This window comes from Rhizobium sp. 25PS6 (assembly GCF_032464655.1).
GTDB classification, from domain to species: Bacteria; Pseudomonadota; Alphaproteobacteria; order Rhizobiales; family Rhizobiaceae; genus Rhizobium; species Rhizobium laguerreae.
This window is the reverse complement of record NZ_JAWDIV010000029.1, coordinates 67,446-90,140: the sequence shown is the minus strand read 5'-3', so window position 1 is coordinate 90,140 and position 22,695 is coordinate 67,446. Positions and strand designations below refer to the sequence as shown.

The following is a 22,695-nucleotide window of genomic DNA, read 5'->3' as shown; positions in this document are numbered from 1 at the left end:
GATCGGCTTCCTCATCCTTTTCGTCTTTATCGGAACCTTCACCTATGTGAACTTCCAACTCGTGGCTCTCGGCCTGTCGCCGATGACGCTCGGCCTCGTTTATCTGGTATTTCTGCCGTCGATGCTGACCACGCCGATGGCAGGCAAGCTCGCGGTCAGGATCGGAGCGAAACTCGGGATCATCTCGACGCTTGGGCTCGCCATTGTCGGCCTTGCGGCGCTTCTGAGTGTCAGCTTGCCGCTGGTGTTGGCCGGACTGGCGCTCGTGGCAATAGGGACATTTCTCGCCCAAGCAATCGCCACCGGACTGGTTGGCCGACGCGCGGTCACGGACAAGGCAGGCGCCAGCGGAATTTACCTCGCCTCCTATTACACCGGGGGTCTCGCAGGCAGCCTCGTACTCGGCCAGATCTATGATCAGGTGGGCTGGCCGACCTGTGTCGGCGTGCTCGTCGCAGCGCTGCTTGCAGCCATCGTGATCGCCCTTCCCATCGGCTCAATGCCCGGTCCATCCCGGCGATGATCCAGGGTCATTGAAATGGAGATCGAACGGCATTCTCTATGTTCTCATCCATCGGACGAAGGACGGTTCGGTGCCACATATTCTGGTCGCACCCGAATCCATGCGAAAAGATCATCGCACGCTGGCCATCGCCCGGACTTGAGCATGATTTCGATCGATGACGGTCATCTCGCCCTCTTCCCTGCTCAGCCCGTCACTTTCCGGAGCTTGAAGAAGAACCGCCGCGGGTCGTCGTGCACGCACATCATCCCGGCAATCCCGTCATCGTCAATCCTGTGGAAGTAGTCCACGATCGGCTGTTTGTCGTAGATCATCGCGGCCGTTTCGATGCCGTCGAGAGCCTGAAGCTTCAATGAAGCTGTCGTGCCTCTCGCTCGAAGCACCTTCTGCAGGTATGAGAACCAGTGGCGGGCGACGAACGTCCGGCCAAAGGGCGCCATCTTGATCGCCAGACCAATGGGTAAGAAACTTGGCTCGAGCGGAACAAGCCGGCCTGGTCTCCACTTGAAGAGCAGGGCGTCCGCCCGCATGTCGGAATGGAAGCGCTTGCCAAACCAGTTGAGATTCTCGAGCACGCCGTCCAGTGGATGACCCGACGGAATACCAACGCCGGTCCAAAGGCCGACCATGTCCTTTGGCTGGACGGGGCCTAGCGACCGGAACCAGGCAGCCATCTCCTCCTGCTGGTCGCCTCGCATAGGTTCTTCTTCAGGGATGTTCATTGCAGAAAAATGAAAAAAAGGTTTGGAAGTTCCCGTTCATGCGGCGGAACGCCTGGTGAGGCTTTCGCATAGGTTCTATGTCTTTAAGCCCAACGGCCCTCGAAGGAGCCGTTGGGCATTGGCCAGACAAGATCGACCTCTGCGTCAGGCGCGTGACGGCAGCAGGGGATAGCCGACCATGACGGCGCGGCCGAGCAGGGCTGCGACGAAAGCCTTGATCACATCGCCGGGAATGAAGGCCATCGAGCCGACGAAAGCTTTCGTGAAGCCGAGGCCGGCGACGGTCGCCAGATAGGTGATGCCGAAGGCGTAGAGCACGACGATGCCGCCGACCATGGCGGTGAGGAAGAAGCTCACCGTCTGCACCAGGGCGGCTTGCTGATCGTTGACCAGCCGCTCGCTGAGATAGCCGGTTACGAAGGCGGCAAAGATCCAGCCGATCAGGAAGCCGGCCGTTGGCGACGCGAAGATCGCAAGCCCGCCGCGGCCGCCGGAAAGCACCGGCAGGCCGATCGCCACCAACACCAGCACGATCAGCACGGCAATCGCGCCGCGCCGGGCGCCGAGCACGACGCCGGCCATCATGACGCCGAGGGATTGCGCAGTGATCGGCACCGGAATGAAGCCGAGCGAGATCGGCGGCAGCAGGCCAAGCGCCACGATGATTGCGGCAAAGAGGGCGGTAAGAACGAGGTCGCGGGTGCTCATCATGAATTCCGTGTTTATCAATCGTTAACTCACATGCCGCCGAATGCCGCGCGCGTCAATCGCCGCGGCGATATTATCCGCATCCCTGAGCGTCAGGATGATCAGCGGCGCCAGCAGCGTCGTCGGCCGGACCTTCAGCCCGCGTGCCCTATGCGCCTCGCGGATCGCCTGATAACGGCCGACGATCTCCGGCACGAAACGCAGCACCAGCCCGAGCGCCAGGCCGATATCGTCGGCCTGCACCCAGCCGGTGCGTTCGAGCGGGCGGGCAAGCGCCGTGACCTCGTCGATGAACTCAGCGATCGACGTCGTCGCCGTCACGGTGGCGGCCAGCAGCATCAGCGCCGTCAGCCGCAGCAGGGGCACGAGCGCCTCCTGCCAGGGATTGAAGATCAGGTTGAAGAGTGCGACGACCGCGATCGTCAGGAAGATTGGCCGCAGCCGCCTGAGCCCATCGGCAAACGGCAGACCGACCATCCGGTAGAGAACCGCCGTCAGCAGCACGGCGATCGACAGCAGGACGAGGTTCCCGCTGATGAACAGCACCACGCCGAAGATCGTCAGCGACAACAGTTTTAGCCGCGGCGAGAGCCGGTGCATCACGCTGTTGCCTTCGACATAGAGCGACTGCATCAGGCGGCGATCTCCTTGTAGCGGGCGATCGCCTCAGTAGCCGGCGCATCGGCGGCAAGCTGCCCTTCATGAAACAGCAGCACCCGCTCGAAATCGGCGATCAGGTCCAGATCATGGGTGATGATGATGACACTTTCCGGCAGTCCGGCGATAATCCCTTCGACCAACGCCCGGTTCTTGAGGTCGAGCTGGTTGGTCGGTTCGTCGAGGATCAGAATGCCTGGCCCCGTTGCCAGCACCGAGCAAAGGGCCGCCACCTGCAACTCGCCGCCGGAAAGCTCATGCGCGCGCCGATCGGCCAGCGCCTCGGCGCCGAAGCGGGCCAGCACGCCCTCGACCTTCGCCTCGATCTCCGCCTTGGTGAAGCCGCGCCGCTTCAGCCCGAAGGCGATGTCGTCCTTGACGATCGGCAGGATGATCTGGTTCTGCGGCGACTGAAAGATGAAGCCGACATCGGCCACCGCAGTCTTTTCGTCACTCGTGTCGCGGCCGTTGACGGTGACACGGCCGACCGACGGTTTGGCCAATCCATTGATCAGCCGCGCGAACGTCGTCTTGCCCGAGCCGTTCAGCCCGATGACGCCGATGCGTTTTCCACTGATGCCAAGCGTCAGCGGCTGCAGCGCCACCCGTGCCCCGAAACTGACCCCGGCACCTTCGAAACGAATATCCAAACCAATCCCTCGCATTCATGCGATCCCGCTTCTATACGGGTAATCGAGGGTGATGAAAGAGCAAATTGCGCTGTCGATATCGGGTGGCTAGGAAGATTTTCCGGATTATGATGTGGTCATGACGAATCTGCTTTCCAATTCCGACGCCCGCCGTGTCTTCCTTGCCAAACAGGGCCTCAGCGCCCCGCCGAACCGGGCCTTGACCAAGGCAGGCCTGCTGCAGCTCATCCATGAACTGGGTTTCGTCCAGGTGGACAGTATCCAGACGGTGGAGCGGGCGCATCATCAGATCCTGTTTTCCCGCAATCAGACCTATAGGCGCGAACATCTGAAGGCGCTGCTCGAAAAGGAACGCGCGTTGTTCGAGCACTGGACGCACGATGCCTCGATCTTGCCGAGCGCCTTCTTCGTTTATTGGAAGCACAAGTTCCGCCACCAGGAGAAGGTCTTGATCGAGCGCTGGCGCAAGTGGCGCGGCGAAGGCTTCGAGGCGGCTTTCGAGGAGACCTATGAGCGCGTGCGTCGCGACGGCGCGATGCTGGCGCGCGACGTCAAGGCCGATGGCCACGTTTCCGGCGGCTGGTGGAACTGGCATCCGAACAAGACGGCGCTGGAATATTTCTGGCACACCGGCAAGCTCGCCATCGCCGGCCGCTCGAATTTCCAGAAGATCTATGATCTCACCGAGCGGGTCATTCCGGCCGAATTCCGCGAGCCGGAGGTGAGCCGCGAGGAGTTTGTCGACTGGGCCTGCCGCAGCGCGCTCAACCGCCTCGGTTTTGCCACCCATGGCGAGATATCGGCCTTCTGGAACCTCGTCTCGCCCGATGAGGCCAAGGCCTGGGTATCAGTTCATCGCGACGAGCTGACCGAAGTGCTGATCGAACCAGCGCTCGACGGCAAGGCGCGACCCTCCTGGGCCTTTGCCGATTTCCCGTCGACGCTCGACAGCTATCCCGATGCTCCGCCCCGCATCCGCGTGCTCAGCCCCTTCGACCCGATGATCCGCGACCGCAATCGCACCGAACGCCTGTTCGGCTTCTTCTACCGCATTGAAGTCTTCGTGCCCGAGCCGAAGCGCGAATATGGCTATTACGTCTTCCCGCTGCTCGAAGGCGACCGTCTGATCGGCCGCATCGACATGAAGGCGGATCGGAAGAAGTCGACGCTCGACGTCAAGCGGCTCTGGCTGGAGCCGGGTGTGAAGCCGTCGGCCGGCCGGCTGGAGAGGCTGGAAGCGGAGTTGGAGCGGCTGGCGCGGTTTGCCGGTGTGGAGAAGGTCGTGTTTCTCGAGAGGTGGAGGGGTTAGAGCCTTCGCCGGAGCAGCAGCATCCTGCGCGAAAACCCCTCCCCAACCCCTCCCCACAAGGGGGAGGGGCGGCAGTGTGGCGCCCGTCGCATTTCATTCCCGACGATACAGTATGTGGTGATGTATTTTTGGCGGCAGGGCCGGGCCACGGGTTAGTCCCTCCCCCTTGTGGGGAGGGGTTGGGGAGGGGTCTTTGTCTCTGCCTTGCCGACCGCGGGCTCCCCTCAGCAGATCTCTGTCGTGCTGATCTTGATGCCGAAACCTTCGAGGCCGACATAGTGGCGCTCGCGGCTGGTCAGCAGCTTGATCGAGCTCACCCCAAGGTCCTTGAGGATCTGGGCGCCGAGGCCGATTTCCAGCCATTCGCTGTCGCGGGTCTGGGCTTCCACATGGGCTTCGCGGCCCTGGTTGCGAGCCTTGCGGCCATTGTCGGTATGGCCGACGCCGACGGAGCCTTCGCGCAGATAGACGATGACGCCGCGGCCCTGCTCGGCAATCTTCTGCATGTAAAAATCGACCGGGCTGTTCTTGCCGAACAGATCCTCGGCGACATTCTCCGGATGCAGGCGCACCGGAATGTCGACGCCGTCGCGGATGTCGCCGAAGACGACGGCGAGATGCTGCATCGGATCCCAGGGCAGGGAATAGGTATGGGCCCTGGCCTTGCCGAACGGCGTCTCGATGTCGAAACTGGTGCCGAGTTCGATCAGCGTTTCCTTGCGCTGGCGGTAGGCGATGAGATCGGCGACGGAGACGAGCTTCAGCCCGTGTTGTTCGGCAAAGTCGACCACTTGCGGCCCGCGCGTCACCGTGCCGTCGTCGTTGACGAGCTCGGAGATGACGCCGATCAGCGGCAGGCCGGCGAGCTTGCAGAGGTCGACGGCCGCTTCCGTATGGCCGGAGCGCATCAGCACGCCGCCTTCGCGGGAAACCAGCGGGAAGATATGGCCCGGACGGACGAAATCGGAAGCGCCGACATTCGGATTGGCGAGGTTGCGCACCGTCAGCGTCCGGTCGTCGGCGGAGATACCGGTCGTCGTGCCGTGCTTGAAATCGACCGATACGGTGAAGGCCGTCGTATGCGCCGAATCGTTTTCCGCCACCATGGCGTTGAGGTTGAGGCGCTTGGCCTCTTCCTTCGGCATCGGCGCACAGACGATGCCGGAGGTGTGGCGCACGATGAAGGCCATCTTCTCCGGCGTGCAATGCACGGCGGCAACGATCAGGTCGCCTTCGTTCTCGCGGTCATTGTCGTCCATGACGACGACGATCTCGCCGGCCTCGAAGGCCCGGATGGCGTCGACGACGCGCTTCTGGTCATAAGACATGGGGCGAGGGCTCCTATTTCAGACGGCCGGTCTGGCCGCGGTCGCGAAGATAATGGTCGGCGATCGCGCAGGCGACCATCGCCTCGCCGATCGGCACGGCGCGGATGCCGACGCAGGGGTCGTGCCGGCCCTTGGTACGGATATCGACGTTCTTGCCCTCCGCATCGATCGACTGGCGCTCGGTCAGGATCGAGGAGGTAGGCTTGACGGCAAAACGCGCCACCACCGGCTGCCCGGTGGAGATGCCGCCGAGAATACCGCCGGCATTGTTGGAAAGGAAGATCGGCGTACCGTCATTGCCCATGCGCATCTCGTCGGCATTGTCTTCGCCTGAGGTTTCGGCGGCGGCAAAACCATTGCCGATCTCGACGCCCTTGACGGCGTTGATCGACATCAGCAGCGAGGCGATATCCTGGTCGAGCTTGGCATAGATCGGCGCGCCGAGGCCGGCCGGCACACCTTCGGCGATCACTTCGATGACCGCGCCGATCGAGGAGCCGTTCTTGCGGATGCCGTCGAGATATTCCTCCCAGACCGGGACGATCGCGGCATCGGGCGAGAAGAACGGGTTCTGCCCGACCTGGTCCCAGTCCCAGTTGCGGCGGTCGATCTTGTGTTTGCCGATCTGCACCAGCGCGCCGCGCACGGTGACGCCGGGCACGACAAGGCGGGCGATGCCGCCGGCGGCAACCCGGGCGGCAGTCTCGCGCGCCGAGGAGCGGCCGCCGCCGCGATAGTCGCGAATGCCGTATTTGAGGTCATAGGTATAATCGGCATGGCCGGGGCGGTATTGCCGGGCAATCTCGCCGTAATCCTTGGAGCGCTGGTCGGTGTTTTCGATCAGCATCGAGATCGGCGTTCCGGTGGTCGTCATCGTCTCGCCGTCGGCGTCGAGCATGACGCCTGATAGCACCTTCACCAGATCGTCCTCGCGCCGCTGCGTCACGAAACGGGATTGCCCGGGCTTGCGCTTGTCGAGCCAGACCTGCAGGTCCTCGAGCTTGAAGCTGAGCCCCGGAGGGCAGCCGTCGACGACGCAGCCGAGCGCCGGACCATGGCTTTCGCCCCAGGTGGTTACGCGGAAAAGGTGACCGAATGTATTGTGCGACATGTGTTCCCACGGTGGCGCGCCAAAGCCGGCCGCGCCATTGCTTGAAAAGGCGCGACACTCATAGGCCAAAAAACCGCCGAGGCAAAAGCCTTTCTTTGCGCCAAACGGCCAGCTCAGGAAATGCTGTTTCCGTTCGCTGCCGGGGACGGGCGGCCCATATTGCCGCCACTCTCTTCGCACAGGCGGGGAGGGGCAGGGCGAGGGCATCGGCAGGCAGCGATCAGGACGCCAGCCGCCACCCCGCTCCTGTGGCTTCGTTGGTGAAATCGTCGAAGGAGAGCGGCCGCGAGAAGGCATAACCCTGCAGGATATCGCAGCCGAGATCGCGCAGCAGTGCGGCATGGGCTGCCGTCTCCACCCCTTCGGCCACGGTCTCGACGCCGAGCGAGCGGGCGATCTCGATGATCGAGCTGACCAGCGCCCGCTCCTGCGAGGCATTGACGATCGGCTGCACCAGCTGGCGGTCGATTTTCAGCCGCTTCGGCTTCAGCTTCAACAGGCTGACGATCGAGGTATGGCCGGTGCCGAAATCGTCGATCTCGATATCGATGCCGAGCGCCTTGATGCGTTCGAGATTTTGCGAGACGACGTCCTCGCTCTCGTCGAGGAAAATCGATTCCACCAGTTCGAAGGAGATCTCGCCGGGACGGATATGCAGGTCGGCGAGCGATTCCAGCAGGCTGCCGTCATGCAGCCGCCGTGCCGAAACATTGACCGAGACCTTGGGGACCACAATGCCGCGTGCCGTCCAGCGCACCTTGTCGCGCAGCGCCGTTTCCAGCACGATCCGGTCGAGCATCTGTACGACGTTGATCTCGTCGGCAATGCGCAGGAACTTGTCGGGGGCGAGCCACCCTTTGGAGGGATGCTTCCAGCGCACCAGCGCCTCGACGCCGGTCAGTTCCATCGTCCGGGCGCAGAATTGCGGCTGATACCAGGCGGTGAATTCACCATTGTCGATGCCGGCGAGGATCTCGTCGGCGGTGCGCTTGGTATTGATGATATCGGCCTGGAGATTGTGATTGAAGAATTCGAAGCGGTTGCGGCCCGTGCTTTTTGCGCGGTAGAGCGCGATATCGGCATTGATCAGCACCTTGCGCGCATCGACATGGATGCCATTGGCGAGCGCAATACCGATCGACACGCCGCAGCGGCAGGAAAAACCCTGGAAATCGATCGGCTGGCGCATCTCCTCGATGATCCGCGTCGAAAGCTGCACCATCTCCTTGTCGTCGACATCGAGGGCAAGGATGACGAATTCGTCGCCGCCGATGCGCGCGACGATATCGCTGCCGCGGACATTCTTGGCGAGCACCTTCGAGGCGTGCACCAGCATCGCATCGCCGGCGGCATGGCCGAGCGTGTCGTTGATGTCCTTGAAGCGGTCGAGATCGATATGCAGGATCGAGAATTTCTGCCGCTGCTGATGGCCGTCCTGGGTGAGATTTTCGAGCGCGATGTCGAGCTTGCGGCGGTTGGCGAGGGCGGTCAGCGGGTCATGCAGCGAATTGTGCTCGATCCTGTTCTTGACAAGCTCGAGCTCGATATTCTTGGCGACTGCCTCGTCCTTGGCGGCCTTCAGCCGGATCGTCATCAGCACGTCTTCGGTGGCGTCGAAGGCGATGCCCATGATCTTCATCTCGCCGGTCCCCGTCTGGTGGACCTTGCCGACCGAGCGCACATAACGCACCGAACCGTCGTCGACGAGCACACGGCAGACGAGGGTGTGCGTATCGCCGTTGCGCTTGAAGTGGCGTGCGCTTTCGAGCGCTAAGGCCCGATCCTCGGGGTGGATGCAGCCAAGCCAGGTCTCTTCGGTCATGAAGCCGTTGCGCGGTGTAAGCCCATAGAGCTCGTGCATCCGCTCGTTCCAGATCGAACCGCCGAGGCCCGGCCGCGCTTCCCATATGCCGCACTGATAGGAATCGAGCGCCAGGTCGAGCCGGCTGGAAAGCTCGGCGAGCTGCCCCTCACGACTCGAGAGCTCTTCAAGCGCCAATTCCAGCTCGGCATTCTTGACCTCACTCATATCCTTGGCCTTGCGCAGCGTGTCGGTGATCTCCGCATCTGCGGTCACGTCCCAGACAATGCCGATCGTCTTGCTGACGCCGCCGGCATCCGTATAGAAGGAGCCGACCGAGCGCAGGTGGCGGATGCCGCCGTCGGAAAGCAGGATGCGGTACTGCGCCGTGCAGGCGGCACCCGCAATGCTGCAGCTGAAGAAATGTACTTCGGCAGTGTCGCGGTCCTCGGGCAGGATCGCCGCCAGCCATTCGTCGAGCACCCGGCTTCCCTCTTCCGCCGGTTTGCCGTGCAGGGCCGCGGCACGCGCGTCCCAGAGCAGGCTGTTCGAATCATCCTGCAACTCCCAGATGCCAATATTGGAGGATTCCAGCGCCAGGTTGAGCCGCTGCGACAGTTCCAGCAGTTTTGCCTCGCGCGTCTCCAGCGCGTTGATGTTGCGATTGCGCTCGCCGAGCAGCATGGTCGCAAAGAAGATCGGCACGATGATGATGAATCCGGCGGCAACGATGATCAGGCGTAGCTCGGTGCGGTTTTCAGGTATCGCATTCCAGCCGCTGTTCGGCACAGCGGCAAGCTCCCACCTGCCGCCGGCAAAGCCGATCTTCTGGCGCATCGGATCCTTGCCGTCGATATCGGAGGACCCGAAGAACGGCGCCGGGGGAGGAGCTTTGGCGGCGGTCGGCAAGCCTATATCGCGAATGGCGATCGAAAGATGGCCGAGATGCGGATAGCGCTCCTGGTTTTCGCGGTCGCGTGCCGGCATCAGCCCGGTCGCCTGGTAGAACATCGTCTGGTCGATGGCGACTTCGACCGCCCCCCAGATCCGCCGCTGGCCGTTCTCCTTGACGTAAACCGGGAAGAAGATGGCGAAGGCGTCCCGGCCGTCGGTGCTGATCGGGCCGTAGAAGCGCGCCGACTGGTTGCCGGTCGCGCCGGTCATCGCCTGGCGGAAGTAGAGAGCCTCGCGCACGTTGCGGCCGACCCGCTCGTTGCCGGATTGCGGCGGGTGGATGTCGCGGATGATGAAATCAGGCGCGACGGCGATATGAATGAAAGACGGGTTCTGGATCAGCAGCCAGTTGATCTGGCGTTCCATCTCCTCTCCGTTTGCCGCGCTGACGGAGATCAGGTTCGTCAGGTCGCGCACGACGCTGAGGTCCATATTGATCTCAGCCATGACCCGGGCACGGATGAGGTTCGTCTCGTTTTCGGTGCGGATATGAAGTTCGCGCACATGAGACGCAGTATTGGCCTGGTCGAGTCCGAAGCCGACCATGATGACGACCAGGGCGACAAGCGACGAAACCAGAAACGAGACGCGGCTATTCTTCAACACGCGCCGCAACTGCTTGCTGTCGCTGAGCCTGGATAACAAAATGAAACCCCCATGTTGACGAGCAACTGTAGGGCGCGCGGGTTAATTTACGATTGCCCGCCGGCGATGCCGAGAGATCGCGGGAAGGGAAAACCGCGGATTAACGCACCATCTTGATTACATTTAAAATCCTATTCATCAATTGGGCGGGAAAAGCCATTCTTAAGGGCAATTTTCGCCATATTCAGGAGCTTATCTGTGACCAGTCATGTTCTCGTGCAGCGTCTTAAAAGGATTGTCGCCATGCGTTTCGTCGTCGCCACGCTTTTGGCAACAGCAAGCTTCCTGTCACCGATGAGCGGTTTTGCCGAGAGCGCCGATGTCGAAGCGACGATCAAGAAGGTCGACACGGCCAACCTCGTGCTGACGCTCGATGACGGCAAAACCTATCAGGCGCCCGAGGAATTCAATTTCGACGGCCTCGAAGCCGGCGTGAAGGTGATCGTCTTCTATACCGAGGTCGACGGCAAGCGCGTCATCAACGATCTCGATATCGTTAAATAGGCAGTTCTCTGGAGAATGACCGGATGAAGCACGCCTCGATCATAGTGCGCGCGGATTGGGATGAAGAGGCTGGTGTTTGGGTTGCCAGTAACGACGATATCGAAGGGCTGGCCGTCGAGGCCAATACTTTCGAAACCCTCGAGCCCAAAGTCGTCGCTGTTATAACCGACCTTTTCGAGCTGAACGGCTTCACCTCGAGCCTGCCGGAAATCCCCGTCCACATCATGGCGGAACAGCTCGTTCGCATCCCCAATCCGACCTACTGAGCGCATGGCAGGCTGGCAATGCCTACAGCCAGACGATCGTCCGCTCATTGGTTTCGATCCTGGCGATCCGGTCCTGCGGGATCGCACCTTCCGCAGCGCTGCTTTTCGGCAGGTCGGCGATCGTCTGGAACAGCGTGCGGATGACGCCACCATGGGTGACGCAGACCGTCGGACGATCGACGGAGTTTAGCCAAGAGCCTGTGCGCCAGGAGAGGATTTCATAGCTTTCCGCGTCATCGCCAGGCGGGATGAAATCCCATTTCGAGGCGTTGCGTTCCGCCACCCGCTCGCGCTGCGTCGCCTTCAGCTCCTTGATCGTCGAGCCCTCCCAGTCGCCAAAGGAAATTTCCACCAGCCTCGGATCGGTGCGATAGGCCAGCGGCGGCAGGCCCATGGCGGTGCGCATGATTTCCATCGTGGCGCGTGTGCGCTGGAGCGGGCTTGCGACGAAATCGAACTGGTCGATCGTGTCGCCGAGAATCCCTGCAAGCGCGATGCCGTTCTGCCGGGCCTGTTCCAGGCCCGTGGCATTCATCGGGATATCCTTCTGACCCTGCAGGCGGCGCTCGGCATTCCAGGCGGTCTGGCCGTGTCTGATCACGTAGATAAGCACGGTCTCGCATCCATATGGAGAAATCAGTCCTTGACGACGGAAATGTCGGGCGCGTCGACCGCCTTCATGCCGATGACATGATAGCCGCTGTCGGCATGGTGCACTTCGCCGGTGACGGAGCGCGACAGGTCCGACAGGAGGTAGAGGCCGACATCGCCGACTTCCTCGATGGTGACGGTGCGGCGCAGCGGCGCGTTATATTCGTTCCACTTCAGAATGTAGCGGAAATCGCCGATGCCCGAGGCGGCAAGCGTCTTGATCGGTCCGGCCGAAACCGCGTTGACGCGGATGTTCTGCGGCCCGAGGTCGACTGCGAGATATTTGACGCTCGCTTCGAGCGCGGCCTTGGCGACACCCATGACGTTATAGTTCGGCATCACTTTTTCGGCGCCGTAATAGGTCAGCGTCAGCATGGCGCCGCCATCCGTCATCAGCTTCTCGGCGCGGCGTGCGACCGAGGTGAAGGAATAGACGGAGATCTGCATCGTCTTGGCGAAATTGTCGGCCGAGGTATCGACGTAGCGGCCGGTCAGCTCGTCCTTGTCGGAAAAGCCGATCGCATGCACGAGGAAATCGATCTTGCCCCACAGCTTTTCGACGTTCTCGAAAACCTCATCGATGGTGGCTTCATCGGCGACGTCACAGTGGCCGACGAGCGTCGCGCCGATTTCGGCAGCGAGCGGCTCGACGCGCTTCTTCAGCGCATCGCCCTGATAGGTGAACGCGACTTCTCCGCCCTGCGCATGAATGGCCTTGGCAATACCCCACGCAATCGAACGATTGTTGGCGACACCCATGATGACGCCGCGTTTGCCTGCCATGAGGCCGGATGCTTGAGCCATATTTCGCTCCCTAGGATTCTGATCGATCCTGCCTATGGCATAGGCCGTTAATCGGTTCAAGCTTGGCCTGGATCATCAACTGTTAGGGATCGTAATAAAGGGTGCGAATGTCATAAAAATTTCATAGGAACAGGCCTTCGCGCATGCTCCGCATGAGATCGGTGATTTTGTCGTCGGGTTTTTCCCACAAGATAATGCGCAACTCGACGACCAGATCGCCTCTGCCGCCCTCTTCGCCAGGCAATCCCTGGCCGGGAATTCTAATCGTCTTGTCCGAGCCGGACCATGCGGGGATCGTCACGTTCAGCGGCCCGCTCGGTCCTTCGATACGCGCCTCTGTGCCGAGCACGGCATTTTCGATGCTGAGCGGCAGCACGGCGTGCAGATCGAAACCGTCGACCGTAAAGCGCGGATCGGGTGCGATGCGAATGTTGATGACGGCGTCGCCGCGCTGCATGCCAGGCAGCTTGAAGCCCTGTCCCTTGAGCCTGATCTCGTGACCGTCGGTCGTGCCTGCCGGCAATGCGAAGCCGATTTCGCGGCCCTCCGGCAACGATGCGGTGATCCAGCTGCTCTTCAACACGTCGTCGATCGTGACCGTCGCCGTCGTCACCTCGTCCGGTGCTTTCTCGAGGCCGGTATCCTTGGCACCGGTGAAACGGCGCACCAGGTTCGTCAGGATGCTGAGCGGCAGCGACAGGTTGGCGGCGGCATTGGCCCCAGCGTCGCTCGCTTCCTCGTCGCCCTTGGTGTCGGCCTCGGCGGCATCGCCATCCACGCGCCTGCCGGCATCGCCCTGAGCGTTTTGTGTCTGCTGATTTTGGGCCTGCTGATATTGCGTCTGCTGAGCGCGACCCTGCGCCTGGCCGCCGCCGGCCGCGCGGGCCTGGGCGCCAAAAATGCGATCCACCATCTCGTCGGCGGCCTCGGTAGCGCCTGCCTGTTGCCTGTTGCCGTCGGCCGCCGCCTTCTGGGCGGCGCGCGCCAGCTCTTCCATCACGCGCTCGGCATTGGCCTGCGCCGCCTTGGCGCGCACGGCCGCCTCGCGGGCGGCCTGGCGCTGCTGCATGATCGTCTGTTCGTGCTTCTTGGCTTCAGCCATCCGCACCGCATTGTCGAATAGGCTGCGTTTGCGCGGGTCCTTCAGGGTTTCATAGGCGCGGCCGATCTCGGCGAACCGGGCCGTCGCCGTCGGGTCGTCCTGATTGTGGTCGGGATGGGCTGATTTGGCCATGTTGCGCCAGGCCGCCTTGATCTCGTCTGCTGCCGCGTCGCGCTTGACGCCCAGAATTTTGTAAGGATCGCGCATGTCAAAACCGCCGGTGTTGCGATGCGGCAAGCCTCGTCCTTGCCCGGCATCCCCGTCCAATAAAACGTGTGTGGCGTCACCCGCCGCAAAGGCAGGAACAGCCACTCTCAACGCCGATCCTGCGGGCCGAGTTGCTAATCACCTGTTATTTCTGTGAAGAGATGTGCGGTGTTTCGCGGTAAATGGTTAGCTCTTTGCTAAGCATTCGGCAGAAAGCGGTCACGCGTTAACCTGTTGGGGAGGGCGCCCCCGCGTCTTTTCGACGCGCAAAGGACGCTGTAATATTTGAACGACCTTAGGAAGATCAGCTTTCCGGCTGAAAGCTCAGAAGCTGCCAGTTGCCGCCGCCGACGAGGCAGGTCTTGCCGTAGAATTTGGCAATGCCGACATAGGAATGGCGGGTGGTGCGGAACTGGCGGCAGACCTGGCCGGACTCATTGTTCTCGACGATCGTATCGATGACGCCGGCACTGCCGGTCGATGCGTTCGCCCAGGGAAGCGGCTGGCCCTCGAGCCTTTGCACATCGGCCGAGGTTACGGCGTTGCGCACGGTCATTTCGTCGGAAAGCGTATCGGTGCTCGGCGGCGTCTGCGACACGGTGCCGGTTGCCACCGACCGGTCGACCTTGGCTTCACTCAGGAAATCCATGCCGCCGCCGACGCAGCCGGACAGCGACAATATCGCGACGCCGGTGACGAAGAACACACTGCTGCGTCGCCGCAGGCCCTTTGTATGGCGAGATGACTTTGCTATGACTTCCACCCTGCATCCTGTCCAGTTATCAAAAGCTGGGCGAGTTTTGAATAATCCGGGGCATTTGAACCAATATGTCGGCAAACGAGTTAACAAGCGGTGACTTTACCGAAAGTGGCGAGCCCTTCAAGCTCTTTGCCGAATGGCTGAAAGAAGCCGAGGCTTCCGAGCCCAATGACCCCAATGCGGTGGCGCTGGCAACGGTCGATGAGGATGGTCTTCCCAATGTCCGCATGGTTCTCCTGAAGGGATTCGACGACGACGGTTTCGTCTTTTACACCAATTTCGAGAGCCAGAAAGGCCGCGAAATTCTCGGCCAGAAAAAGGCGGCCATGTGCTTTCACTGGAAAAGCCTGCGTCGTCAGGTCAGGCTGCGCGGCCCCGTCGAGATCGTCACCGATGCCGAAGCGGACGCCTATTTCAAGACGCGGGCGCGCGGCAGCCGCATCGGCGCCTGGGCCTCCAGACAATCCCGCCCGCTCGAAAGCCGTTTCGCGCTGGAAAAGGCCGTGGCCGAATATACCGCCCGTTATGCCATCGGCGAGATTCCGCGCCCCGCCCACTGGTCGGGCTTCCGCATTCGGCCGACCTCGATCGAATTCTGGAAGGACCAGAAATTCCGCCTGCATGACCGGGTCGAATTCCGCCGCCCATTACCGGAAGGCGAATGGGAGAAGGTGCGGATGTATCCGTAACGGGCTTACCTGCCCATCAGCTTCAACGGTATGCCGGAGGCAAGGGCCGAGACGTAGCGTCGCTTCTGATAGAAGCCGTTGAGCGAAATGCGCGGGAGATAGCCGGTCAATTGCGCTGACGGCAGCCCGGGCTGCGTGGTGACCGCAAGGGTAAAGCCGAGATTGCGAGCGATGCGCGCCTCGCGGGCGGTCGCAGCCTCCGGCGTGCCATAGGGATAGGCGATCGTCTCGGGACGGATGCCGGTCACCGCCTCGACGTAGTCCGCCGAAACCTGCATCTCGATTCGCGCTTCGGCTTCCGGCAGGCGGGCGAGCGCGCGATGGCTGATCGTATGGGCGCCGAGCGTTGCGAGCGGATGAGCCGCCAGCCATTGCAATTCGCCAGGTCCCATCACCAGCTCGCGGACGATATCCGTCGGCTCGATGCCGTTCTCCCGCGCCAGCAGATCGATGGCCGCGACGGCGCGTGACTCGTCGGAGCCGTGGATATACCAGGCAAAGCGGTCGAAGGCATGCCATTGCTGCTGCGGGCTGTCCAGCGCCAGGCGCTCTCTGCCGCGGCCGAAATCGAAGTAGATTTCGCTTGGCCGGCGCAGGAGGACGGCGAGCGTCTCCCACCAGATGCTGTGAGAGCCTTCGGCAAAACCCTTGGCGACGAACACCGTGAACGGCGCCTGATGCCGCTCGAACACCGGCAGCGCATGTTCCAGATTGTTGCTGTATCCGTCGTCGAGCGTGAAGGCAGCGAAGGGCTTTGCGCCTTCGGGCTCCGCCAGCAGCGCCGGCACCTGATCGAGCGGCACGAAGCGGTAGCCCTCTCGCCGCAGCCGCCGCAGCGCCGCATCGAGAAAACGGGGAGTGATTTCGAGATGCGCATTCGGCTCGAAGGCCTGGGGCAGGTGCGGGCGGACATGATGCAGCGTAAAGACGACGCCGCGCCCGCGCGCTTCGCGCATCAGTCCGACTGACGCGAGCAGCCAGGAAACCTCGAGCCCAGCGCCGATCGCGACGCGTTTTGCCAGTCGCTTGAATTGTCCCGTCATGCGGGTCCGCCCCTTGCCTTTGCCGGAAACTAGCAAGTGCGATTTAAGCCTTGCTGAATCCCGATACCGCACAGGTCTTTGATTTCCTGTTAACCAAGACGATGAAAAGACTAGAAAAATAATAGGAGTTGCCTCAAAGTCGCGCCAAACTTACTGCTTCTGTCACATTACGGTACAAACGCCGGTCTGACCGAGAGCCGGCATCAAGGGCTGCGCATCAGGGGCCAGGGTATGAGGGGAAAGTGCATGAGAAAGCTTTTGGCGGCTGTTTTGACCGTAACGCTTGCCGTTTCGGCGCCGCTTGCGGCCCTTGCCGGCAACGCTTCGCTGATCCTCGATGCCCGGACCGGCAAGGTTCTCGCCTCCGAAAACGCCGATACGCTGAACCATCCGGCCTCGCTGACGAAGATGATGACGCTCTATCTCACCTTCGAGGCGTTGAAGCGCGGCAAGATCGCCTGGGACACCCCGATCCGGATGTCGAAATACGCCGCTGCACGCCCGCCGACCAAGCTTGGCATCAAGGCTGGCGGTACGATCACCGTGCGCGAGGCGGTCTATGGCATGATCGTCAAATCCGCCAATGATGCCGCCTCCGCCATGGGTGAGAAGCTCGCCGGCTCGGAAAGCGGCTTTGCCCGGGTGATGACGGCCAAAGCCCGCCAGCTCGGCATGAGCCGCACCGTCTTCGTCAACGCCTCCGGCCTGCCGGACGGCCGTCAGGTCACGACGGCGCGTGACATGTCGACGCTCGCCATCGCGCTGATGAAGAATTATCCGAACGAATACCGGCTGTTTTCGACGGCCAGTTTCAATTTCCGCGGCCGGACGGTGCGCGGTCACAACAATCTCATGTACCGCTACCAGGGCATGGACGGCATCAAGACCGGTTATACCAATGCTTCCGGCTTCAACCTCGTCAGCGCGGTCAGAGACGGCAATCGCCGCGTGGTTGGCGTCGTGCTCGGCGGCCGCACCGCCCGCAGCCGCGACGCCAAGATGGCTGGTTTGCTCGACCGTTATCTCGGCCGCGCCTCGTCTTCCGGCGGCGCAAAGCTGATGGCGAGCGTCGGCGCGAGGGAACCCGTCGAAGTCGCGTCCGCCGCCGAGGCCTCCGATGTTCCGGTGCCGCTCAACGCACCGCGCACGGCCGACGATCTCGCAGCCAAAAGCCTGGCTTATGCCGACGATGCCGTCGTGCCGCTGGAGCGTCCCGTCGCGATGGACGAGATCCTCAACGCCGGCAAGACGCCGAAGACATCGGCAGAAAAGACCAATGGCGACTGGCAGATCCAGATCTCAGCCGCACCGAGTGCCGATGCGGCGCGTGCACTTCTCGCCCAGGCGAAGTCGGAAGGCGGCGCACCGCTCGTGTCCGCCTCACCCTATACGGAGGCGGTCGGGCAGGGGGTCAACAAGATCTATCGCGCCCGCTTCGTCGGCTTCGCCAGCAAGGATGCCGCCGTCTCGGCCTGCGATGCGTTGAAGCAGCGCTCCTATGACTGCATGCTGCTGCCGGACCACGGCTGATTGCCGCGCGGCGGTCTGGACAATCCCGTTCTGGACAATTGTTGGGAATCAGGTTCTCCTCCATAAACAAAAGGAGAACGCTCATGCTGCGCCGTCTCGCCGACCAGTTCGAAATTTCTTCCTCCACCCATGTCGCGGCCCACGGCATCGAGCGTGATGCCGATTGGTTCCTTCTGAAACTGCAGGAGGAAATGGGCGAGCTGACACAGGCCTGGAACCGGCTGACCGGGCGCGGTCGTGCGAAGGGGCGTTCACCGGAAGATATGCAGCAAGACCTCGCCGATGAGACCGCCGACGTCCTCGGCCACCTCCTGCTTTTCGCCCGACACAACGATATCGACCTTGCCGCCGCGATCGAACGCAAGTGGCTGTTTCAGCCGGCGCAAACGTCGAAGAGCTGATGCAACGCGCCGAAAATGCGCAGTGTGTTTGGGGGCGACGGGCATAGTCGATGTGACGCGCTTTAGGCGAGGCTGTCCGTCGTCAACCGCACCAGGATTCTCCCGCAGCTTAAGTCAGCCGACCTTATAGCGGTAGAATTTGCTATCCACCGCCATCAGCGGGAAGGCACGGGGCAGGGCGCTCTTGGCGATCTCGCTAAAGCCGTTCTTCTCGTAGAAGCGATGCGCGGCGACGAACTTGTCCGTCGTTCCGAGGAAGATATCGGTGAGGCCGACATCCCTGGCATGGGCAAACAGCCGATCGAGAAGCCGTGCGGCCACGCCATGCTCGGAGCCGCGAACTTCAGCTGAGACGAACATCTTGCGCAGCGCCGCTTGGTTGTTGCCGATATCCTTGAGCCCGACCGTGCCGACGATGGCGCCATCCTTGAGGGCGACCCAGAACTGCCCCTTGCCGGACTGGTAGAAATCCGGGATGACCCTAAGATCCGGCTGCTCATCCGCAGTGATATCGATGCCAAATTCCTCGCGCTGGATCGGCAGGATCACCGAGAGCACGGCATCGGCGTCATCGGCGGTGAAGGTTCTGATTTCGACGTCCGCCATGACGGATCCTTTCGCCTCAGGTCTGCGTGCCGCCGACCGTCACCTGATCCATGCGCAGATGCGGCTGGCCGACGCCGACGGGAACCCACTGGCCGGCCTTGCCGCAATTGCCGATGCCGGTATCGAGCTTCATGTCGTTGCCGATCATCGACACCCGCTTCATCGCATCCGGGCCGTTGCCGATCAGCATCGCGCCCTTGATCGGCGCACCGACCTTGCCGTTCTCGATCAGATAGGCCTCGGTGCAGCCGAAGACGAACTTGCCGGAGGTAATATCCACCTGGCCGCCGCCGAAGGAGACGGCATAGATGCCCTTCTTCACCGAGGCAATCATTTCCTCAGGCGTCTTGTCGCCGCCGAGCATGTAGGTGTTGGTCATGCGCGGCATCGGTACATGGGAATAGCCCTGGCGGCGGCCGTTGCCGGTGGGCGCCATGCCCATCAGCCGGGCATTCTGCCGGTCCTGCATATAGCCGACGAGCTTGCCGTTTTCGATCAGCACGTTGTAGGCGGACGGCGTGCCCTCATCATCGATGGTGATCGAGCCGCGGCGATTGTCGATCGTGCCGTCATCGACGACAGTGACGCCGGGAGCGGCGACCATCTGGCCGAGAAGACCGGCAAAGGCCGAAGTCTTCTTGCGGTTGAAATCGCCTTCCAGCCCGTGACCAACGGCCTCATGCAGCATCACGCCCGGCCAGCCGGAGCCGAGCACCACGTCCATCGTGCCCGCCGGCGCATCGATCGCCTCGAGATTGACGAGCGCCTGGCGCAGCGCCTCGTCGGCGCCGTATTGCCAGCTGCCTTCGGCGATGAAATCGCCGAAGCCGATGCGCCCGCCGTGGCCATAGGAGCCGCTCTCCTGCCGATCGCCTTCGCCGACCATCACCGAAATGTTGATGCGTGTCATCGGCCTGATGTCGCGCACACGGTGTCCGTCGGCGCGCAGGATATCGACGACCTGCCAGCTTGCGGCAACCGAGGCCGTCACCTGGCGCACCTTGTCATCCTTACTCCTGAGATAGGCGTCGATGTCCTGCAGGACCTTGACCTTCTCCTCGAAGCTCGGCTGACCGATCGGGTTCTCGTCGCTGTAAAATTTCTTGTTGGTGCCCTGGGGCGCTGCCGCGTAGGAGCCGGAATAGCCGCGTGTCACCGCGCCGACGGCATCGGTCGCCCGCTTCAGCGCCGCCACCGAAAGATCGCCGGCATGGGCATAGCCGACCGCTTCGCCGGCAACGGCGCGCAGGCCGAAACCCTGTTCGGTGTTGAAGCTGCCGCCCTTGAGCCGGCCATTGTCGAAGGTCAGCGCTTCCGCCTGCGCATGCTCGATGAACAGTTCGCCGTCATCGGCGCCGGACAGGGCCTCGGCGACGTGCTTGCGCATCGTGGCTTCGTCGGCATCGAAAAGCGTCAGGAGATCGGTGTTCATGGTATGGCTCCATTGGGCATGCGTTCAGGAGTGCACTGACTCCTTAGATAGGGCTCCACATAATAAGGAGTGAAGCCCTGCCGTCGAATTATTCTTTTTTGGGCAGGGCGATATTGGAAATGGAATGGCTTTGTGGTGAGGCGCCGCCGTATCCCACCCTCATTCCTGTGCTCGTCACAGGAATCCAGCCACCGCGCGTCCGCGCGGTGAGTGAATCACTGCAACAGCCAAAATGTCTCCCGCGCCCAAGGACTTGGGCGCACTGGATTCCTGTGACGAGCACAGGAATGAGGGAGGTGAGCGCATATGTGCGTGCTTTCACCGCCCAATTAGCGCCTTTACCACCGCCTCAGCCGGCTGACAAAGCCCGCGCAACTCGAAACGCGCTTCGAGGCCGAAACAGGGAACTCGCAGCCCCCGCATCACGGCAGAGCGTCGAAGCCTTCGGCGAAGCCCTTGAGGTCGACGGGGATGCCGATGCCTTCTTCCGGGGTCTGGAAGACGATGAAGGTTGCCTGGGCGCCGCTGCGGAAGGTCTTGAGCAACTCGTCCTCGAGCACGACCTCGGCATAGCAGCCGTCGGCGAAGCAGCGGACGAAATAGGCGCGGCCGATATCCTTGCCGTCGACATTGAGCCCGAGGCCGTTCGGCAGCAGCACGCCAAGCGGTGCCAGCACGCGGAGAATCTTCGACTTGCGATCGGCCGTCTTCAGGACGACGACGGAAAGCCCGACCTCCGGCCGATCCTCGGCGATGACATTCTGCATCAGCGCGCATTGCTCGGTCGCCGCACCCGCCGGCTTGTCGCAGACGACGGACCATGCGCCATGATTGGACTTCACCGTGCCCGGCGCCGGCGGTTGTGTCTGGCCAGGTGTCACCGGTTCGACATTCGGTTTGGCGGCGCTCGGCTGTTGCGGCGCCGGAGCAGGGGCCGGCGCCGGCGCGGAAGCCGGGGGCGCGGCCTGTGACGGAGTGGGTTGCTGCTGGGCGAAAACGGGCGTCGTCGCTGCGGCCGCGATGCTGGCAGTCAGGAGAAGCGACTGCGCGAGGGAACGGAAACCCATGGAAACCTCTGGATATCGAATCATTGCGGCTATTGTTGAAGCTGCCCACCAAAAATGAAAAGCCCCACCCCGTGAAAACCGGGGGACTGCGGCGGAAATTGGACCTTTGCGAAATAATGTTTCGCGCGCGGATTGGCCGGAAAGCCGATTTTTCATATGCTGATGAAAAACTTGGGATGTTTTGCCGTTCGAGCCTGCCTATGCTTTGAGCAAAAATGCCGCATAGACAATTGCTCTGACCTGTTGCGGCAAATGCCAAACTGTGGTTTGAAGCGCTGAAGATGGCAAGGATTCTGCGTTCTATTTTGCAGGTCAAGCGCTCGAGGGAGATACTAAGGTGATGAAGAAGGCTTATGCAGCCCTGACCACGCTGGTCTGTCTGCTTTTTGCTTCCGGCACATATGCCGACCAGCCGACGCCGTGGCAGGCGACGCTGCAGCCGGCGGCAACGCCGATCATGCGGGAAATCCAATGGTTCGAACAATATACCCTGTGGTTTATCGTTCCGATCACGCTCTTCGTGCTGGTCCTGCTCATCGTCGTCTGTTTCAAGTTCCGCGCCAGCGCGAACCCGGTTCCCTCGAAGACGAGCCACAACACGCTGATCGAGATTGCCTGGACCGTGGGGCCGGTCCTGGTGCTGCTTTTTCTTGCCATTCCCTCGTTCAACCTGCTGACGGCGCAGCTGACGCTGCCCGAAAACCCGGACGTGACGATCAAGGCGACCGCTACCCAGTGGCAGTGGAACTACGAATATGAAGGTTCGGGCGAAAGCCCGCTGGCTTTCGATTCCTACCTCTTGAAGGATCAGGACCGCCCGGCTGCCGGCAAGGAAGACAAGTCGATCTATCCGCGGCTTCTCGCGGTCGACAACGAACTGGTCCTGCCGGTCAACAAGACGGTCCGCGTTCTCGTGACCGCAGCACCCACCGACGTCATTCATGCTTTCGCCATGCCTTCCTTCGGCGTCAAGATCGATGCCGTGCCGGGCCGCCTGAACGAGACCTGGTTCAAGGCCGAACGCGAAGGCCTGTTCTACGGCCAGTGTTCCGAGCTCTGCGGCAAGGACCATGCGTTCATGCCGATCGCCATCCGCGTCGTCTCCGAGGACAAGTACAAGCAGTGGCTGACCGCAGCCGCCAGCGACCTGCCCGGCGCCTACAAGACACTCATGGCCGCAACCGATGGTCCCGCAAAGACCGTCAACGTCGCCGAAGCACAGTAA

The 22,695-nt window shown here is 62.0% G+C and carries 23 protein-coding genes and 1 pseudogene; 8 read left to right on the top strand and 16 right to left on the bottom strand.

Features of this window, described 5'->3' with window-relative positions; translation table 11 throughout:
- Window positions 1-523, top strand: a 523-nt coding sequence (locus tag RWK44_RS31655) for an MFS transporter (RefSeq protein WP_410056152.1), incomplete at its 5' end; no start/stop codon positions are given.
- A gap of 73 nt (window positions 524-596) precedes the next feature.
- Here RWK44_RS31655 and RWK44_RS31650 read toward each other — a convergent pair.
- The 5 genes and pseudogenes from RWK44_RS31650 to RWK44_RS31630 all read right to left on the bottom strand — a co-directional run.
- A pseudogene (locus tag RWK44_RS31650) lies at window positions 597-691 on the bottom strand (alpha/beta fold hydrolase); the annotation flags it as partial.
- A gap of 17 nt (window positions 692-708) precedes the next feature.
- Window positions 709-1,245 (bottom strand): GXWXG domain-containing protein, encoded by a 537-nt coding sequence (locus tag RWK44_RS31645; RefSeq protein WP_131666125.1) that lies wholly within the window; start codon window positions 1,243-1,245, stop codon window positions 709-711.
- A gap of 144 nt (window positions 1,246-1,389) precedes the next feature.
- The gene (locus RWK44_RS31640) at window positions 1,390-1,953 is read right to left on the bottom strand and encodes a biotin transporter BioY (RefSeq protein WP_094087669.1); all 564 of its coding nucleotides are present in this window, start codon (window positions 1,951-1,953) and stop codon (window positions 1,390-1,392) included.
- 24 nt (window positions 1,954-1,977) lie between these two features.
- On the bottom strand, window positions 1,978-2,586 hold the full coding sequence (locus tag RWK44_RS31635; protein WP_131666126.1) for an energy-coupling factor transporter transmembrane component T family protein: 609 nt from the start codon (window positions 2,584-2,586) through the stop codon (window positions 1,978-1,980).
- A complete protein-coding gene (locus RWK44_RS31630; RefSeq protein WP_131666127.1) occupies window positions 2,586-3,260 on the bottom strand; it encodes an energy-coupling factor ABC transporter ATP-binding protein in 675 nt (224 codons plus the stop codon). Before RWK44_RS31630 ends, RWK44_RS31635 begins: the two co-directional genes overlap by 1 nt.
- Before the next feature lie 118 nt (window positions 3,261-3,378).
- Between RWK44_RS31630 and RWK44_RS31625 the strand changes: the two genes are divergently transcribed.
- Window positions 3,379-4,569: a winged helix-turn-helix domain-containing protein gene (locus RWK44_RS31625; protein WP_222011263.1), complete on the top strand. Its 1,191-nt coding sequence runs from the start codon at window positions 3,379-3,381 to the stop codon at window positions 4,567-4,569.
- 224 nt (window positions 4,570-4,793) lie between these two features.
- On the opposite strand, the gene ribB is transcribed toward RWK44_RS31625, so the two are convergent.
- The 3 genes from ribB to RWK44_RS31610 all read right to left on the bottom strand — a co-directional run bounded on the left by ribB (window position 4,794) and on the right by RWK44_RS31610 (window position 10,408).
- Window positions 4,794-5,897 carry a 3,4-dihydroxy-2-butanone-4-phosphate synthase gene (ribB, locus tag RWK44_RS31620; protein WP_316029928.1) on the bottom strand — a complete coding sequence of 368 codons (1,104 nt, stop codon included), beginning with the start codon at window positions 5,895-5,897 and terminating at the stop codon, window positions 4,794-4,796.
- 13 nt (window positions 5,898-5,910) lie between these two features.
- Window positions 5,911-7,008: a chorismate synthase gene (gene aroC, locus RWK44_RS31615; RefSeq protein ID WP_029872693.1), complete on the bottom strand. Its 1,098-nt coding sequence runs from the start codon at window positions 7,006-7,008 to the stop codon at window positions 5,911-5,913.
- 220 nt (window positions 7,009-7,228) lie between these two features.
- On the bottom strand, window positions 7,229-10,408 hold the full coding sequence (locus RWK44_RS31610; protein WP_316029927.1) for a bifunctional diguanylate cyclase/phosphodiesterase: 3,180 nt from the start codon (window positions 10,406-10,408) through the stop codon (window positions 7,229-7,231).
- Window positions 10,409-10,651: 243 nt separating this feature from the next.
- Here RWK44_RS31610 and RWK44_RS31605 point away from each other — a divergent pair, with 243 nt between their 5' ends.
- On the top strand, window positions 10,652-10,912 hold the full coding sequence (locus RWK44_RS31605; RefSeq protein WP_003569889.1) for a DUF1344 domain-containing protein: 261 nt from the start codon (window positions 10,652-10,654) through the stop codon (window positions 10,910-10,912).
- Window positions 10,913-10,935: 23 nt separating this feature from the next.
- Entirely contained in the window at window positions 10,936-11,178 is a 243-nt protein-coding gene (locus RWK44_RS31600; protein WP_131666131.1) for a DUF1902 domain-containing protein, read from the top strand.
- Window positions 11,179-11,200: 22 nt separating this feature from the next.
- On the opposite strand, the gene RWK44_RS31595 is transcribed toward RWK44_RS31600, so the two are convergent.
- The 4 genes from RWK44_RS31595 to RWK44_RS31580 form a co-directional block, all read right to left on the bottom strand.
- A complete protein-coding gene (locus tag RWK44_RS31595; RefSeq protein ID WP_168271431.1) occupies window positions 11,201-11,791 on the bottom strand; it encodes a histidine phosphatase family protein in 591 nt (196 codons plus the stop codon).
- Window positions 11,792-11,814: 23 nt separating this feature from the next.
- Window positions 11,815-12,633, bottom strand: a complete 819-nt coding sequence (gene fabI, locus RWK44_RS31590; protein ID WP_131666133.1) for an enoyl-ACP reductase FabI — start codon at window positions 12,631-12,633, stop codon at window positions 11,815-11,817.
- Between the two features lie 121 nt (window positions 12,634-12,754).
- Window positions 12,755-13,972, bottom strand: coding sequence for a J domain-containing protein (locus tag RWK44_RS31585; protein ID WP_316029926.1), 1,218 nt, complete (start codon window positions 13,970-13,972; stop codon window positions 12,755-12,757).
- A gap of 274 nt (window positions 13,973-14,246) precedes the next feature.
- Window positions 14,247-14,705 carry an RT0821/Lpp0805 family surface protein gene (locus RWK44_RS31580; protein ID WP_131666135.1) on the bottom strand — a complete coding sequence of 153 codons (459 nt, stop codon included), beginning with the start codon at window positions 14,703-14,705 and terminating at the stop codon, window positions 14,247-14,249.
- 65 nt (window positions 14,706-14,770) lie between these two features.
- On the opposite strand from RWK44_RS31580, the gene pdxH reads away from it, so the two are divergent.
- Window positions 14,771-15,391 (top strand): pyridoxamine 5'-phosphate oxidase, encoded by a 621-nt coding sequence (pdxH, locus tag RWK44_RS31575; protein WP_168284325.1) that lies wholly within the window; start codon window positions 14,771-14,773, stop codon window positions 15,389-15,391.
- Between the two features lie 5 nt (window positions 15,392-15,396).
- Here the strand turns inward: pdxH and RWK44_RS31570 are convergent, their stop codons facing one another.
- Complete coding sequence (locus RWK44_RS31570) at window positions 15,397-16,434, bottom strand: polysaccharide deacetylase family protein (RefSeq protein ID WP_316029925.1); 1,038 nt, start codon at window positions 16,432-16,434, stop codon at window positions 15,397-15,399.
- A 246-nt stretch (window positions 16,435-16,680) separates the two neighbouring features.
- On the opposite strand from RWK44_RS31570, the gene RWK44_RS31565 reads away from it, so the two are divergent.
- Window positions 16,681-17,964, top strand: a complete 1,284-nt coding sequence (locus RWK44_RS31565; RefSeq protein WP_222006158.1) for a D-alanyl-D-alanine carboxypeptidase family protein — start codon at window positions 16,681-16,683, stop codon at window positions 17,962-17,964.
- Between the two features lie 83 nt (window positions 17,965-18,047).
- The gene (locus RWK44_RS31560) at window positions 18,048-18,365 is read left to right on the top strand and encodes a MazG nucleotide pyrophosphohydrolase domain-containing protein (RefSeq protein WP_129418170.1); all 318 of its coding nucleotides are present in this window, start codon (window positions 18,048-18,050) and stop codon (window positions 18,363-18,365) included.
- A gap of 114 nt (window positions 18,366-18,479) precedes the next feature.
- Here RWK44_RS31560 and RWK44_RS31555 read toward each other — a convergent pair whose 3' ends face one another.
- The 3 genes from RWK44_RS31555 to RWK44_RS31545 all read right to left on the bottom strand — a co-directional run bounded on the left by RWK44_RS31555 (window position 18,480) and on the right by RWK44_RS31545 (window position 21,494).
- On the bottom strand, window positions 18,480-18,971 hold the full coding sequence (locus RWK44_RS31555) for a GNAT family N-acetyltransferase (RefSeq protein ID WP_077976538.1): 492 nt from the start codon (window positions 18,969-18,971) through the stop codon (window positions 18,480-18,482).
- A gap of 16 nt (window positions 18,972-18,987) precedes the next feature.
- On the bottom strand, window positions 18,988-20,403 hold the full coding sequence (tldD, locus tag RWK44_RS31550; protein ID WP_168259740.1) for a metalloprotease TldD: 1,416 nt from the start codon (window positions 20,401-20,403) through the stop codon (window positions 18,988-18,990).
- 422 nt (window positions 20,404-20,825) lie between these two features.
- Window positions 20,826-21,494 carry an invasion associated locus B family protein gene (locus RWK44_RS31545; RefSeq protein ID WP_025393462.1) on the bottom strand — a complete coding sequence of 223 codons (669 nt, stop codon included), beginning with the start codon at window positions 21,492-21,494 and terminating at the stop codon, window positions 20,826-20,828.
- A gap of 316 nt (window positions 21,495-21,810) precedes the next feature.
- On the opposite strand from RWK44_RS31545, the gene coxB reads away from it, so the two are divergent.
- Entirely contained in the window at window positions 21,811-22,695 is an 885-nt protein-coding gene (coxB, locus tag RWK44_RS31540) for a cytochrome c oxidase subunit II (RefSeq protein ID WP_038613824.1), read from the top strand.

Coding starts and splice junctions, on each gene's coding strand:
- RWK44_RS31565 (WP_222006158.1), top strand. CDS start 16,681: ATGAGAAAGCTTTTGGCGGCTGTTTTGACCGTAACGCTTGCCGTTTCG.
- ribB (WP_316029928.1), bottom strand. CDS start 5,897: ATGTCTTATGACCAGAAGCGCGTCGTCGACGCCATCCGGGCCTTCGAG.
- fabI (WP_131666133.1), bottom strand. CDS start 12,633: ATGGCTCAAGCATCCGGCCTCATGGCAGGCAAACGCGGCGTCATCATG.
- RWK44_RS31605 (WP_003569889.1), top strand. CDS start 10,652: ATGCGTTTCGTCGTCGCCACGCTTTTGGCAACAGCAAGCTTCCTGTCA.
- RWK44_RS31625 (WP_222011263.1), top strand. CDS start 3,379: ATGACGAATCTGCTTTCCAATTCCGACGCCCGCCGTGTCTTCCTTGCC.
- RWK44_RS31560 (WP_129418170.1), top strand. CDS start 18,048: ATGCTGCGCCGTCTCGCCGACCAGTTCGAAATTTCTTCCTCCACCCAT.
- aroC (WP_029872693.1), bottom strand. CDS start 7,008: ATGTCGCACAATACATTCGGTCACCTTTTCCGCGTAACCACCTGGGGC.
- RWK44_RS31545 (WP_025393462.1), bottom strand. CDS start 21,494: ATGATTCGATATCCAGAGGTTTCCATGGGTTTCCGTTCCCTCGCGCAG.
- tldD (WP_168259740.1), bottom strand. CDS start 20,403: ATGAACACCGATCTCCTGACGCTTTTCGATGCCGACGAAGCCACGATG.
- RWK44_RS31645 (WP_131666125.1), bottom strand. CDS start 1,245: ATGAACATCCCTGAAGAAGAACCTATGCGAGGCGACCAGCAGGAGGAG.
- coxB (WP_038613824.1), top strand. CDS start 21,811: ATGAAGAAGGCTTATGCAGCCCTGACCACGCTGGTCTGTCTGCTTTTT.
- RWK44_RS31640 (WP_094087669.1), bottom strand. CDS start 1,953: ATGAGCACCCGCGACCTCGTTCTTACCGCCCTCTTTGCCGCAATCATC.
- RWK44_RS31635 (WP_131666126.1), bottom strand. CDS start 2,586: ATGCAGTCGCTCTATGTCGAAGGCAACAGCGTGATGCACCGGCTCTCG.
- pdxH (WP_168284325.1), top strand. CDS start 14,771: ATGTCGGCAAACGAGTTAACAAGCGGTGACTTTACCGAAAGTGGCGAG.
- RWK44_RS31570 (WP_316029925.1), bottom strand. CDS start 16,434: ATGACGGGACAATTCAAGCGACTGGCAAAACGCGTCGCGATCGGCGCT.
- RWK44_RS31600 (WP_131666131.1), top strand. CDS start 10,936: ATGAAGCACGCCTCGATCATAGTGCGCGCGGATTGGGATGAAGAGGCT.
- RWK44_RS31555 (WP_077976538.1), bottom strand. CDS start 18,971: ATGGCGGACGTCGAAATCAGAACCTTCACCGCCGATGACGCCGATGCC.